This is a genomic window from Paenibacillus sp. J5C2022, from assembly GCF_025567625.1.
Taxonomy (GTDB): Bacteria; Bacillota; Bacilli; order Paenibacillales; family Paenibacillaceae; genus Pristimantibacillus.
This window is the reverse complement of sequence record NZ_JAOQJC010000004.1, coordinates 130262-145821: the sequence shown is the minus strand read 5'-3', so window position 1 is coordinate 145821 and position 15560 is coordinate 130262. Positions and strand designations below refer to the sequence as shown.

Below are 15560 nucleotides of genomic sequence, written 5' to 3'. Positions count from 1 at the left end.
CGGTTTTAGGGTCTGTATCCAACGGTATGGGACTGTTATGAATCATTTGGTGACACACTTCACATACCCACGCAAGGTTTGATACCTTATTGATTTTCTCCATCGACAGTTTGTTATCCACATGATGACATTGCCGTTGGATATTATCAGACAAGCTTACGCCGCAGCACTTACATTTCCCTTTGTCACGATTAAAGGCGTACTCCCGATTCATGAAATACTCAAAGTTCATTTTACCTTTTGAGTAGACCGCCATTCGGATATCCTCACTGCTATTGATGGATGGACGGTTCATCGGTAAAGGCTTGTTGCTGCTTCGGTATTTCACATACAGGTTCCTACCCTTGTCGTATAGGGGGTCATGTTCTGATTGAAAGGCATCTTCTCGTATTTGGTATGCGTGATAAATGCCATTGTAATACCGAACCATTTCCCTTCAATCATAATCGCGAAGGTTTTGCTCTTGTAACCTTCATGTCGTTGAGGAAGGTTAGAAAGCTGGCTTAGAGGAATCTGCCACGTGTTGTATTTGTCAGGATACATTCGTTTCCAGCATGACAGAGCGCTATTGTTTACACGCCTGTCTATAGCATGGAATGCATGCGATGCAATCGTCGGTCTCAAATATTCTGCAATACCCATGATGACAGAGTTGATATACTGTATTTGAGCGACACGGCTGTTTTCAGCCGAATAATGACGAATGTCTCTGATTTCAGCGCATAGCTTTTTGATTTTCCCTGCCAGTCTTTCCATATCGGGAAACGGCTTGCCCACCAAGTGTTCTTTGTTGCTTCCAGGCGTTTTTCGGGGCTTCTCGGCTTTGATAACAAAACCGAGGAAATGAACACCGTCAGTTCGTAAATCTGAAACCTTCGTTTTCTCTTGCGAAAGCTCCAGCTTCATCTTCTGCTGAAAGTATTGCGTCAGCTCCCGTTTGAGCCTTTCTGCTTCCTGCTTGGTGGATGTCATGATCACCCAATCATCTGCGTAGCGGATGTTATACTTCGGCGTAACGCCCGACCATTTCATTCTGCGCAAATCGTTATATCTGAACTTGCACTGCCTGTGTGGGTTGTAATACTTTCTGCCAACATACCAATCAAAATCGTTCAGATACACATTTGCTAAAAGTGGCGACAAAATCCCGCCCTGTTGCGTTCCTTTGCCATCGTTTTTCAACACCTCGTAGTCGATGTAACCCACTTTCAACATTTGGCTGATAATTTTAATCAGTCTTTTGTCGTGTATCCCCATGCGCCATAGTTTTTGAAGTAACAGGCGGTGATTGATGTTGTCGAAGCATCCTTTAATATCGCCTTCCAACGCCCAAACAGGCTGATCCGACGACTTGCAGGTAGCATTAATGATGTTGACAATATCCATCATGGCATGTTTTTGTGCGCGATACGGACGAAAACCGTAGCTATGCGGGTAAAACCGCGCTTCGCATATCGGCTCAATAACGATCCGTATGCACTCTTGAACAATCCTATCCAGAATCGTGGGGATGCCAAGCGGTCTTTTCTTACCATTGCCCTTGTCGATATAGATGCGCTTCGCGGGCTTCGGTAAATAATGTGCGATTGACCGCTGTACCAACCGAATCACTTCATCTTTTGGCATTTGAAGGTATTTATCCATTTTCATCTTGTCTACGCCAGAGGTTTTGCTACCTTTGTTCGACTTGATGTTATGGATGGCAGTTACGATTGTCACCTCATGAGAGATTGCTTCTAACAGTCCCGTAAAAGAACTTCCTTGTTTCGATTTTTCGTAAAGAAAATCCAGAATCTGTTTTAGTCCAGCTTCATTTGAAAACTTGACGTTTAAATGCACAAGGGATTACCTCGCGGTTCGTCACCCATTATTTCAGGGAGTTAGTTGTTTTCGTTTTGTGAAATTTGTAAATTGAATTGACTTGTGCCCTTCGCCGTGGGGCATTTCAACCCCGTGTAGTTGGCGTTACCCAACCCAGACTACTATGGCACAGATGACTTCCTGCAATCTTCAACGCCCTGTAAAGCTCCGATTGCAGGCTCTCAAACGTTCCCAAATCTCTATCCTTTCGGTTATCTCTAACCATTGAAACCCTTAGGCCGCTACCTTACACCGGGAAAATCTAACCATGCTTTGAATCATAGTTGTTGCATGGATCCAGATGGATATTTCATTCCACCGGGCGTGTGCGGAAAAACCAGCCGCACACACTTTTTCCAATTGTCACCCTTTCGGGTGCCTCGCTCTTACGATGCTGCATAGCTTTCACTAACGGGTAGCCATAGGTTTCGGAAGCCCGCACCATTATTATCCATGCCTTGCGGTTTAGGTTTTCAGGTTACGACTTCACCACGCTTTGTACCCCGCCCATTTACAGATGGGAGACGCACAGTGGAGTATTAGCTCGCGTACTGCCTGCGGTTTGACAAGCCGCTGTTGGATTACTCCCTTTCGGCATTGATTCTGTACGGCAAAGGAATTTCACCTTTGAATTTGAGATTTGAGTTCTCTGTGATATTTTCTTGATAAACATCAAGTGCCACCACATGGCGCTTTTCGTCACCGCTGTCGGCAGTGACTTATGCGCAACGTTTCGCACGGTTCTTGTAAGAATCCGCCTCGTCCACGAACAGCCGATCCACGCCCAATTCCTCAAACGTCACCACATCATCCTTACGGCTCGTGTCGTTCAACTTCTCCAGCTTGACCTGTAACGTCTTCTTCGTCTTCTCCAGTTGCTTGATCGCGTAGCGCTCGCCCTTGGCCTCTTTCAGCTCGCGAATGCCGCCGGTGATCTCGTATATCTGTTCTTCGAGCTGCTGCCGCTGGCGCTCCATCGAAATCGGAATCTTCTCAAACTGCGAATGCCCGATAATAATCGCATCGTAGTCGCCAGTGGCAATGCGGGCACAAAACGTTTTACGGTTTTTCGTTTCAAAGTCCTTTTTCGTCGTCACCAAAACATTGGCCGAAGGGTACAACTGTAAAAACTCCGCCGCCCACTGCTCAATCAGGTGATTCGGGACGACGAACATACTCTTGTTACACAGCCCCAAATGCTTACTCTCCATCGCTGCGGCTGTCATCGCAAACGTCTTTCCCGCGCCGACACAATGGGCAAAGAGCGCATTGCCGCCATAGAGCGCACGGGCGACCGCGTTCACCTGGTGCTGCCTGAGCCGAACTTCCGGGTTCATCCCGGTAAAGCGAATATGACTGCCGTCATACTCCCGAGGCCGGATTGCATTGAACCGGTCATTGTAGAGGCGCGTCAGCCGTTCGCGGCGCGGCGGATCTTGCCAAAGCCATTCCCCGAACGCCTCCTTCATCAGCTCCTGCTTTTGCTGAGCGATAGCCGTGTCCTTCCGGTTCAGCACCCGTTTTTCTACACCATTTTCAGTCACCGTATCGAAAATGCGCACATCTCGCAGGTTGAGCGTGTCCTCCAAAATTTTATAAGCGTTAATCCGTTCCGTACCATAGGTGACGTTAGCCCTGATGTTGTTGCTCCGATCGTCGCTTTTGCCACGCACGTTCCACGCAGCCGTATAGTCGGAATAGAACACCTGAATGGAGGGGCGGAACATCGGCGGCGTGTCCAGCAACTCGAACATAAAATCGCGAATGATCTCGGGGGGCAGCCAGGTCGCTCCCAGCCGAACATCAATCTCGGAAGCGGTCAAATCCGGCGGCTGCACCGCCGCCAGCGCGATCACATTTTCGGCGTATCGCTCAGGGTCTTGAGCTGCGAAGGTTTTGGCGATGCGCAACTTGTCTCGTACATGGCCGGATAAATAGGCATCCGCCGTCTCGTAGACCGGTTCTTCGACTTCATCCATCTGCTCGGGATTGGGGAAAATGATACCGCGCAAGTCCTGCACAATCCTATCCGTGGAGATACCGCTTAACTCGCACATATAGGCCAAATCCACCCGCGCCTTGACGCCAATGGACACCGCGAGCGCTTCGGACGCCGTATCCACGCGTTTCACCTGCGACCGCTGCCGAATGGTACGCTTCGTAAACATGTCTGCCTTGCGCACCATGCGCCCTTCATCGTCAAGGATTTCAAGCGAGCAGAGCAGGAAGTAGGCGCTGTCATCTGAAAAGGCGAGACTGTTGGCGCGGCTATTAATCAACCCATACTGTGACGCAAAGCGCTCATACTGCATATTCAGCTTGCGTTGCTGTTCTCCAATGGCTTCCTCGCTGTAATCCTCGGTCTGGTATTCGATCAGGTCGCGCACCGTGTCGCGCAGTTGAATCAGCCCTTTTATGCGTCCCGTCGCTGTCGCCGATGCTTCAACTGGGTGCATTAGGCTGTTTTGTCGAAAATAGACCTTGCCTTCCACCAGTGCAAAGCTGAAATTGCGCACATTCGGATCTGCAGGCAAGGAGGCCTCTGCTTCCTCCGGCTTCTCCTCGCGTTCAGTTTCTACCCATTCGGCGTGAATGTTGGCCAGCGCCTCACGAAGTAGCTCATCAAGCGGCGCATTCGGGTATGGCCGGCACGTCGTTTCCTCGCGATTGCCATACATTTTGTCATCAAAAGCCATCGTGCCCAGCACCATATCCGGCTGGGCGGCAAAGTAGGCGTTAATCGGTACACCATCCGATGTCTCAGTCAGCGCCAGCCACTGCTCGCTTTGCTCATTAACTGTCACCATGCGATCCCGTTTTTGCAAAAAGAGAATGTCTGCCGTCACTTCCGTTCCGGCATTCGCCAGAAACGCATTGCTCGGCAGACGCACCGCCCCGAGCAAAGCCGCTCGTTCCGCGATGTACCTGCGCACCGCCGGATTTTGCTTGTCCATCGTACCCTTGGAGGTAATGAAGGCGATGATCCCACCAGGCCTTACCTTGTCGAGCGTCTTCGCAAAAAAGTAATCGTGGATCAGCAGCTTGTGCTTGTCGTATTTTTTATCCGCCACGCCGTAGCCGCCAAACGGCACATTGCCGACCGCAAGGTCAAAGAAGCTGTCCGGTAGATTCGTCCGCTCATATCCGCTGATTGCAATAGATGCCTGTGGGTACAACTGCTTGGCGATGCGCCCGGTCAAGCCGTCCAATTCCACGCCAAACAGCCGGGAATCCTGAAAGAATTCCGGCACTAGACCAAAGAAATGACCGATCCCACAGGAAGGCTCTAATATATTGCCGCGCCGAAAGCCCATCTGCTCCAGGCATTCGTACATCGCCTGAATCACGATAGGAGATGTATAGTGGGCGTTCAACGTTGAAGCGCGGGCGGACATAAACTCTTCCGGGGTTAGCAATGCTTGTAGCTCGGCATATTCCGCAGCCCACTGGCTGTTGGCATCATCAAAGGCCTGCGGGATGCCGCCCCAGCCGACATAATGCGCCAGCACCGCTTGCTCCTCCGCATTTGCTTGGCGCTGCTCCTCCTCCAACTGCTGGAGCAACCGAATCGCTTCAACGTTGCGGCGGAACTTTGTTTTTGCACCGCCATGTCCCAACGCAACGTCCACAATTCGGTAATTTCTTGCCGGTTGGCTTGGGCGAGAGATGGCCTCGGAAGCAGGCGCAATTGGGATTTTCTTCAATTCGATCTTTGATGGTACAGCCTGTGCTGACAGTTCTCTTGCAAGCTCCGGCTCCTCGATTTCCCACAACGCGGCTTCCACCTCAAGCAGCGGTTCATCCGTTAATAAATGATCGTTCAGCGGATTGTCGCGCAGCAGGCGCTCCAATTCACTACGGCTCAGTTCCTTTGAAAACAACGGGAACTGCTTATCCTGCAACCAAATCTTGCGCGTATCCAATTGTGCGATTTCATATTCATCGGCTCCAATAAAGACCGTGCTGCCCTCGGTATACGCATGGCGCAGGTTCTTCCGGTTGGGCGGCGGGACATGTGGCGGTGGAGGCAAGGCTGGCTCCGGCAGCATGGAGCGCTTCTCCCGCAGCTCGGCCTCACGCTGCCTGCGCTGCTCCTCCTGTTGCTCAGCATAGGCAGGCAGTTGCTCCGCTTCACGACGATTTAAATATCGACCAGCCGCCAGCAGCTCACCGATCCGCTTCTGCACCTTTATCCAGGAAAGCACCAGCTTCTCTTCCTCAGCCGCTCGAAACCCGCGCTCCAACACAATGCCCTTGCTGTCGTGATGTTCATGAATATTCGTACCGATCAAGGCCGGAACGCGACCGCCTGTCCCATATTCCCGTTTCAAAAACTCAGCATTGTCCTGAACCGACAGCGATTGCTGAAAATGAAGGGCAATTCGCAGCTTGCCATTCTCAATGCCGCTTCCGTTTTGCAGCACGGCATCGATAACCGCCTGCGGCCAGACAAAAGCGGACGCTTGAGCCTCCGCCGCGTCCTCCAACCACATCATTTGTTGCGCGGCAGACGGCTGTTGCGTCCGCTCCCATTCCTGAAGCAGCATCAGGCTTTGGATATGACCGGCGATGACGCCCCAATCGTAGTAGCCTTGCGCCGTCCGGCTGTCCAACCTGCCCGTCCAGATATGCAGCACATTTTGATATGGCTCCACACCAAGCCAAGTATCCGGTTCCATTTCCAGCTCCGTTGTCCCATGCGGAAATAGCCTTCTCACATACAGCGCACGTTCTGCCGGATCGTCATGAACATCAAAAAAAGCTACGATCTCCGCCTTGCTCATAAGGAGCGGCGCAGCTCGCAGCAGATCGTTGATCTGATTGCTGTCATGAAAAAACGGAAGACGATTGTCCTCCGTTCTTCGGTCATGCCATTTTAGCGGTACACCAGATCCGTCAGGATCAGTTCCTCCGCCTGTTGCTTCAGATTGTTCAGGTGGCCCGTCCAGCCTAGCGGGTCGGTCGCTTTGTCCGGGGCCGGGTGCTGTTCCAGCAGTTGTGCCAAGGTCTGCTCGATCTGCTTCCTTGCCGTCCGGTCGATCTCCGCCAGGTGCGTGTGCAGTTGCTCCGAAAGCATCAGGTGGGCGTAGGTTCCTTTGCGCTCGGTTCTCAGAAACGTCTTCCGCATCAGGCCGTATTTCCCGATGCTCATCGGTTCTGGCTGTGCCAGATTCGGCAGAAGATAGTCCCCGTTCTGTGTGTAGGTCAGTTCCATGCTCCATCATCCCTTCGCGTGGTTTAGCTTCATTGTGCAGCAGCGACTCTGACCTTGCAACGGTGCGGCTTGCATCCAAAGACTGACTTCGCAGGTTTTCTCGGCGCTGTGCCCGGATGGTGGACTCGATCTCTCGCAGAATCGTTTCCGCCACATCGCTGATCGCAGCCCCCAAGTGCGAGAGGGCGGGCAGTGTATTGAAATATCCAACACCGGACAAATCCTCCATGCTGATATACGCAGACGGCTCCTGCCCGCAGCGAACCATCGCCATATAGGCGACCGCATGCTGCAACGTTTCCCGGAACAGAAGCTCCACATGCGCATCATCCAGTCCCTCCAGCAGGCTGTTGTCGCGCTCGGCGAGCAGCATGTGGACATAATCGGCGCTGTGATCCTCCACGGCGTTTCGCGCCGCTGTGAGCAGGGAGCCGGGCAGTTCCATACCCGGCTCCTGTTCGTATCCAAAAGCGTTCTCCAGCGTTTCAAGAATAGCCTCCGTATCCGTCCCCTCCACTCTCCAGAGCGACAAGGCTTGAGGCTGGCGGCTTTGCGTGTCCGACACGTCAAAAACATGGCGCAGTCCCAGGCTGCTACCCCGATCCTCGATCAGCGCAATGCCCTTCGCGCCACGCCTGACCCAGCGATTCAGCTTTTTGTTCCAGACCTCAATCGTGGCGCAAGCCGTGGCATCGGGACGCTGCGCATAGATTAGCAATTGATCCTGGAACGGATATTTATAGTTCCATGCGGCGGTGCGCAAAAAATCAGCCCATTGTCCAGTATCGCTCACCAACGCCCGCGAGGTAAGGGCAGACAGCTCGACCATGCGCTGCAGCTTGGCAGTCATGGGGACACCTCCTTACCGAATCGTAATTTTGTTGGTCAATCGAATGCCTTCCTCGGAATAGCGCGAGGTGAGCTGAATCAATCCGTATTGCTCCAGTCGATGCAAATTGCGGCGGACAGCAGAGGTCGAAAGTCCGACCTCTGCCGCGAGACGCCTGGAGGACAGCCATACCGTGCCGCCTCTCCCGCCCGCGAAATCTAGCAAATAGCTGTACAACAGCTTGGCCGCCGGGGGAAGCGTGGCCCCCGCCAGTAGCCGGTAACGAGTCAGATCATTCATGGCGCCCTCCTATCGTTGCGGCTCCGTCTTTTTCTTCTGCGCAGCAGGCGCGGAAGGAGCTTGCCGCTGTTGCTCGGCCACGCGCTCCGGCCGTGCGTAGCAATACAAGTAAAAGTTGTAATCACCGGCAAAGGGAAAACAGCGTAAATAGTAGCGATGCTCCTGCGTTTCCATGCGAAAACCGTATACGTCTGTGCTTCGCGCCCCGGCAATGCGTGCCTCCGGGTGCTTGCTGCAAAAGCGAAGCATATGCTGACGGCTTTTCAGTACGTCCTGATCGCCAATTGATTGAAACACTTTGCCCAATTCGTCTTTAAACGCTGACGTTTCAAAGGGAGAATTCCGCGGGAACCAGGTTACCCAAAACTCCTCACCCGAGCGCCCGAAATCCCCTCGCAAATGGCCGATGCAGGAACGCCCCATCTCATTTTCAGCCGAACCTGAGTAAAAAAAGGCCGCTTCCTCGGGAGCGGCGCTTTGCAGCTTCTCAACCATATCCATTCCTCCTTGCTTGGTGAAATCAGTGGGTGCCGCCCGCTCCGAAATCATCATAACTTGACAGATTTGCATGATAAAAGGCTACGTCGCCATCCAGCAAGGAGAACCTTGCGCCATACGGATCGACAAAGCTGCGGCCAAAGCCCTCCATTTGCCACTGGTTGTTCAGCGGTGCATTTTTGTATTGCAAATGCGGCTGACTGGTATTTCGGTTGCGTATGGTCTCGATGTTGAAATTAACGATCAGATAGCCATCGCGCAGGAAAATTGGAGACCGGTCATCCAGCTTGTGCTTACGGCCGTATTCGGCCACATTAAAACCCGCAGGCACCGCATACGGTGCAGCAGGCAAGCTATATTCCCCGCGCCAAAGCTGAACGGCCGCATTCGCTCGCGCCGTATCAACGCCGTTTGGCACCTGCATACTGCCGATGAAGGTACGAAGCTGCTGCGGCAGCAGCACGCCGTCATAACCGCCAACGTAAATCTTCTTTTGCGCCGCATCTTTTAAAAACTGCTGTACATACGTGGTCTGATTACCCGTAGCACCACTTAGCCTCCAGAGGGAGCCCGCGGTATTCGTTAGTTCTTGCTGCGGGACATTGCGCAGCCGGGTGTCCAGCGTCACCAGCCGCTGCTCCGTGTCCTCGGCAGAGCCAACGCGAATAAACCGTTTGTTGCCTGAGTGATAATACAAGTCCACCGGCTGGCGGTTCTGCCCTTTTTTGTCCACGAAATAGAAGGTTGGCGTAATTAGGATGCCGTCTCCTGCAGCAAACATATTGCCAAGCGTCTTGACCTCATATTTGAAATGATAGCCTGTCTTTATCGCGACGTTCTTCTTACCAATCTCCGGGTGGCTGCCCGGACGAATGGGCAGCAAGTAAGGAGCTGTATTGCCCCGCGCTGCACCGTCAATCCCCTTTGAGCCCACCCAATAGCTGTTGCCGGTTGGCGTGGCGCTACCCTTTGTCGTGCGGAACACGGTCTCCCACTGGTAGTCCGCAATATCGGTGATGCGGAAATCAAATAAACGGCCGATCACCTCGACCGGTACTACCTGCGTTGCCACATGATGGTTGACATCGAGATTGGCATTCGTCTGCGAGGTAAACGAAGCTGGGCTGTTTTCGGCAAAGGAGCGGAACAGCACATCATAAGTTCCCTCGTCTACCCAAACGGGCAAATATAACGTTGTCTGTAGCTGGCCGACCGAGATCGAAGTCCAGGTATCCTTCGGAATCAGCGTGGTTCTGTCAGCCTTGTACACATCGAAGGGGAAACGCACTTGCTTGTCCCGAATGTACTTTGCATAATCCCGGTTGCCATAGCCCGTTATGTCTCGGTGCTGTCCGCTGGTCGGGATAGTTACTATAAAGGGTCGATTCAAAATGAGTGCCGACCGACCGGAGGTCGGCACCGTCTTCTGGTTAAACGCATGATCGTCGGAGACGGTGGCCCGATTCACAACCGGCGTATGCACAGTTACCGGATTGATGCCGGAAATCGGGAAGGCTTGATTGCTGCCGCCGCCAATGCCCTTAATCAGCGCATAGGAGAGCGTTCCACTGCTTTGTTGAGCGGCCTTGTTGCTTTTGCCCGAATCAATGACAAACCCGCTACCGTACAGCACGTTTTGCCCGATCATCGGCGCAGCGGGAATCATGCTCGGGGCTGGAGCCGTTTCTTCAATTATGCGATTGTCCATGATGGTCTGTCCGTTAAAAACAAGCGAATCGTTTTTCACCTTGATCTTCCCGACCGCCTGCTCTGCCTCCGATTTCCAGTTTTCGGTTGGCACTGACGGGCGGCTGGAGCCGCCGTTCAGCGATTGGCCGGGTAAGGTCACATTGCGGTACACCGGATCGGTCACATGCGACGAGACGGATGACTCGTGGCTGGCTGAGACTGTGGGTGCTGTGTAGCCGCTTGTTTGCAGCGTCACCTTACCACCCGGCAACGCATAGTTGGCTACCTCGGCGCGCTGCAGGCCGTATACCTCCAGCCGGTCGATGAGCCAGTAGCTATACTTGCGCTCCACCGTGTAGTTCTGGGTAACGGTTTGCGTATCTGAACGCGATACCGGCACGGTTGTCGGGTTGCCCTCGCTATCTGGCGGGCCGGGAACATACTCCGTCCAGGACAGCGAATAGGTGCGACTGACCGTAATCGGATACGTTTTCGTTCCTTTGATCTCCGTAAACTGATTCCGGTACAAATAAGCTTTTGCACTCGCGTTCACGTACAGGCTTTCAGAGGTAGGTATACCCTTGCTTACATCAAAGCGTTCCGCGCCGCGCGCATCCGCCTTGATCACCGCCGATGTCGCTGCGTCCATGTCCTCGCGTTGCTGTTCGGAGCCAGTTTGCGGAGGCTCGCCGCCGCGATTGATCAGTACTGTATGATCGGCGGTCGAGTCGCCCGTCTGGTTGTCCTTATCTGTTACCACGACTGTAATTTTAACGGTGACTTGATCGCTGCTACCAAGCGGAATGCGAATCGGCAGCGACTTGCTAGCTGATGTGCCGCTTAGTGTGCCGGTTCGCTGGTTGGCGTTGACCAATTGTGCGTTTTCGATATTCGTAATTCGGTACGATGCAAGCTGGCTTGGCGATTTGGCTTCAAATGTGAAATCGCCCGTAACCACTGTTTCCGTCGAAGCCGCCTGCCCCGGCGCGTCAATGCGGGAGGTCACCGTAACGGGCGAAGGCACCTTGTAGATGGCGACAAAGTTGGAGCCGCTAGGGCCGACCAGGATGGAGCGTTCCCGCAGCTTGCTGTCGCCTTTTTCCTGAATGAACAGCTTCTCTGACGGATTGCTGTTGCTCGTAATGTAGGAGCGGATGATTTCATACGTTTGCCCCCCTTTGGTAATCGTCGCCTCAAAGTTATGCTTCGCCTCTGCTCCTGCCGCGAACTCTCCCTTATCCACATCCTTCAGCACTGTACCATCTTCCTTCTGGTAGATGGCCTTCACAGGACTTGCGGCTTCCTCATATTCGGCAATCGCATCCGATCCGCCCAGTGCGACCGTGAAGCTGCGAATACGGACTTTATCGTTGGTTTCGGGATTTTCCTGCAACCACTTCTTCTGCGTTGTATCCTGCTTGGGAGACAAGTAGGAACGGACGATCCGATATGTTTTTCCGCCATCGGTCAAGGTTGCCGGAAACTCATGGTCAATCGTTTCCCCGATTTTATATTTGCCCTTTAGAAACGTCACGTCCGGCTTTTGAATGATCCGGCCATTGACGGTTTTTGCGACGACATCCACCGGAAAGTCTGCGCTGCGATAAGGAATGTGAAGGCCGAAATAGTCGTCTAAATCATCAGGAACCCGCCAGCCCTCGGCTTGCTTGATACCCGCCAGCGTGTAAAACGGGCCCTTGCGAACCGAGCCGTCTCCATTTATGGAGACCATGATGGCATAGAAATACAGATTGTCATTGTCCTGAATACCATCCATGCCTGCCGCCCAAAGTCGCTGCGTGACGACTGATTCCGGCACTTCGTAATAACCGGTCAGTGGCTGGCCGGGATTCGGAGGATTAGGATTTTGACCAGTCTGAATAATTTCACTGGAAGAAAAAATGGCGTGTGGCTTGTTCCGCGGATCAGAACACTGTTTTCCTGATGCTGTCTGTGAACACATCTGCTCTTTACTTACGACCCACCCAACCGTGCGATAGCGAATAGAGGTACTTGCCGCCGTGCTTGTAATCTCGAATTTAATCATTCCAGCCTCAACAAACATGATAGGCGGAGCAGCCTCTACCTTTGAAATCATGATTAAAGGCATAAAAAAAGTGCATGCCAGCAGCATGCACAGTACACGTTTATACAATTTTAAGGGTATCATTGGCTATTCCACCTTCGAAATGACGTGGTTCTGAAATAAACTGGCCGATGGGGATACTTTTAACGTGCTGCCCCAATCACCGCCTACGTTGGTTCCCATTTTAATATCCGAATAGCCTTCATACCATACATTCTTTTCAAACTTGGCATCCTGTGGGAACCACTCATCATAAATAAGTCGTTCCGGCTTTTGGAAGGAATTAAACATTAATCGAAATTTGACGCGAACCTGACTAGAGCCAAATCCGTCTCTGAAAATCATTGAAGGTTCAGGCTCCAGATACCCCGTGACCTGAATTTTATTTGTTTTTGCCCAATCGACGTATCGACGAATATACTTCAACTCCGCATCGGAATTTTGCATCTTTGTTGCAAATACGGCTTGCACCCAAGCTTCGTCTATTGTCCGATAGTCCACATTAAGCCACAAAGCACCAAACGTTTTCAAGCGTTTCAACCATATATCGACGTTAGCTTTTGTAAATTCCGGTACAGTCGAGTAGAGTACAGAAGATACCTTGCTATCTCTGGGATGCGCATAGGGGTAGTTCATTTCATACATCGCGTTTGAAACATCCGCCAGAATATAAGGATAGTCTGCTGCATTTTTCGGGAGATTGGTCGTGCGAATTAGCCTCCCCCACGGATCGGTCTTGCCATTCAGTTGTTCCGTTGAGGTCAAAAAAACCGTATTCGTTTTACTGTCCCACTCCACCGCCACGCCAAGGATTTCGCTGACAAATCGCAACGGAACAAAGGTGCGGCCGCCTTGCATCACTGCTTGGGTATCAAAGGCCACTTCTTCGTCATTGACCGTTGCGATATTGCTGCCTATGGTTAAGCGGATGCTTTGTTTATCCTTCTGAATCGGAACCGATCTGCTCTCCGCTTCCCAGCCAACCTTTGCGCCGAGCGCCTCCGCGACAAACCGCACCGGCACCAACGTCCGCTGGTTCTCGTCGATGAACGCCTGCGCATCGGGAAACCACAGCTTCATGCCGTCCATCACGACCGTGACAAACGTTGGCGGCTTGGACGCCGCACTCGCAGTAAGAGCAAACCCATTCACCAGCACGGTCATGATCAGCACCAGTAACATTCGTTTTTTCAACCGCTTCACTCCTTAAATCAGAATGGTTCGTATGGAAAAACTTTCTTGTCCCTTTATGATAGGGGATATCGCTGGAGCCTGTCTACCTTACAAATGGGAAAGCGGCTCCCATTCTTAATGAAGAAATGGGAGCCGCGCCTTTCTTACACGCCCGAGCCGAGGGTGAAGGTCAACGTCGCCGTATAGGTAGTCGCTACCGTGCCGACCACATCATTCACCTCATACTTGCTGGAGCCGCTGCTTACCGAAGCCACCGTAACGGTTTTCGGCACTGCGAGCGAATAAGAAACGCCTGCCGTATACTCGCCCATGCCGTAGCCCGGCGCTGCCTGGATCAGCTTGAGCGGCGTGGCAGACATCGTGCCGTTATAGGCCAGCGGCCCATGGGTCGGATCGACGGATTGGCCGCTCAAGGAAATAACCGGTGTACCGACAATGACAGAAACAGCGCTGGCCGGAATTTTGACGGTATACGTGCCCGAGGTCGTAGGATCAGGCAAGGAGCCGCTCACAAAATCGGTGGACGAAACGGATACCGACCAGCCTGCACCGCTGCCGCGGCTGTCGCGAACGGTAATTCCATTGGAGGCCGTCGAAATCTGATTCGCGGTTATGTCCAGCGTTACCGCGCTGAAGGAAATGGTAGTATGCGACGATTGATTTGTCCCTGCAATGATGGACACCGTTTCGGCATGGACGGCGGCAGGAAGCAGAAGTGCGGTTGCCAGGGCAAGGGGAAGTAGCTTGCGAATGAAGTTGAACATGGATTATTTCTCCTTTACAAATGATTTAATCTATATGAACACGCTGTGCCTGGGCGCAGCATGGGGCTTTAATGCGGCTCCTTCTTACGTCGCTTGTCATTACGCTTTCGAAGCCATGTGACAATGGCAAGTAGCAGCAACAGTCCGGCATACAGGTAGAGGCGATACTCCCCAAGCCACGACGCGGGTAACGAGGAACCGTCCTCCGCCACCTGCACCACCTCACCCGAGGACGCCGCCCCCCAACGTGTCCGTTCTTCCTCCCCTTCTACCTCGAAGGTCAGCACCCTTTGCACAGAATGCCCGTTGACGGTTGTGGAAACCTCCGCAACGTACGCTCCCGGAACCAATGCTCGACTCAGCTCGGCTCGGTGCTGCGCCACTGTCCCCGCGTAGATGGAGTCAAAGTGGGTTTCCAATTGCAGCACCGGCTTGTCCTCCTCTAGCTTTTTGACCAGCACCTTCATCTCCGGCTTGGACAAGCTGCCGCCCTCATTCATTAGCAAAATGGAGAGGAACGCTTTTTCATTCTCCTGTCCATACGTGATCGAATGCGGAATCGCCTGAGGCGGCTTCGCTTCGTCCAGCTTATAGTTGAGAACGACCTGAAGGCCGGTTTTGCGGATGATATGCGTCACAAACCGCGCTTGCGCATCGTCTGACACCTCAACGGCCTGATCCTGATTGTCATACACGCCGATAACCGCAATATACTGCCCCGGCTCTACGGCAGCAGGGAAGCGTAGCTTTACGCTAAAGCGTTGTGTTTCCCCCGCACGCAACGTAATGGTGCGATCAGGAGTTGTAAACCAGGCCGCCGCCCCGAGATCCGGATCATTCGGTAACGTAAAATCCTTGCCGCCGCCAAGCGCCGGAATGGCCTCCGCCATATAGAGTAGGGCGGTGATTTCATGCTCGGTCGGATTGCTGACCTCCACCGCGTACTCTCGCTCCGCACCGGGGACAATTTCCTCGACGTAGGCGCCGAGTTGCGGATGGATGAGCTGTGGATTGCCGCTCACGATTAATTGCTGTCCCTCTGTCGGGGCGGAAAACCCCGTTCCAACCCAAAAAACCGTTGCCAGCAGCAACAGTCGAATCCACATCGTTTATTCACTCCTTTGG

At 52.9% G+C, this 15560-nt stretch carries 8 protein-coding genes; all 8 read right to left on the bottom strand.

Annotated features, from left to right (window positions below; all coding sequences use genetic code 11):
- Positions 1–324: 324 nt before the first annotated feature.
- The 8 genes from ltrA to M6D81_RS04755 all read right to left on the bottom strand — a co-directional run bounded on the left by ltrA (position 325) and on the right by M6D81_RS04755 (position 15541).
- Positions 325–1839 (bottom strand): group II intron reverse transcriptase/maturase, encoded by a 1515-nt coding sequence (gene ltrA, locus M6D81_RS04800; RefSeq protein WP_262675687.1) that lies wholly within the window; start codon positions 1837–1839, stop codon positions 325–327.
- A gap of 740 nt (positions 1840–2579) precedes the next feature.
- On the bottom strand, positions 2580–7925 hold the full coding sequence (locus M6D81_RS31970; RefSeq protein ID WP_486187829.1) for a DEAD/DEAH box helicase family protein: 5346 nt from the start codon (positions 7923–7925) through the stop codon (positions 2580–2582).
- 12 nt (positions 7926–7937) lie between these two features.
- Positions 7938–8204, bottom strand: a complete 267-nt coding sequence (locus tag M6D81_RS04780; RefSeq protein ID WP_262675685.1) for a helix-turn-helix domain-containing protein — start codon at positions 8202–8204, stop codon at positions 7938–7940.
- 9 nt (positions 8205–8213) lie between these two features.
- Positions 8214–8699, bottom strand: coding sequence for a hypothetical protein (locus M6D81_RS04775; protein WP_262675684.1), 486 nt, complete (start codon positions 8697–8699; stop codon positions 8214–8216).
- A 25-nt stretch (positions 8700–8724) separates the two neighbouring features.
- A complete protein-coding gene (locus M6D81_RS04770) occupies positions 8725–12561 on the bottom strand; it encodes a DUF5704 domain-containing protein (protein ID WP_262675683.1) in 3837 nt (1278 codons plus the stop codon).
- Positions 12562–12564: 3 nt separating this feature from the next.
- Positions 12565–13680: a copper amine oxidase N-terminal domain-containing protein gene (locus M6D81_RS04765; protein WP_410795688.1), complete on the bottom strand. Its 1116-nt coding sequence runs from the start codon at positions 13678–13680 to the stop codon at positions 12565–12567.
- A 134-nt stretch (positions 13681–13814) separates the two neighbouring features.
- Positions 13815–14435, bottom strand: a complete 621-nt coding sequence (locus M6D81_RS04760) for a WxL domain-containing protein (RefSeq protein ID WP_262675681.1) — start codon at positions 14433–14435, stop codon at positions 13815–13817.
- Positions 14436–14503: 68 nt separating this feature from the next.
- Complete coding sequence (locus M6D81_RS04755; RefSeq protein ID WP_262675680.1) at positions 14504–15541, bottom strand: DUF916 domain-containing protein; 1038 nt, start codon at positions 15539–15541, stop codon at positions 14504–14506.
- Between the last annotated feature and the right edge of the window lie 19 nt (positions 15542–15560).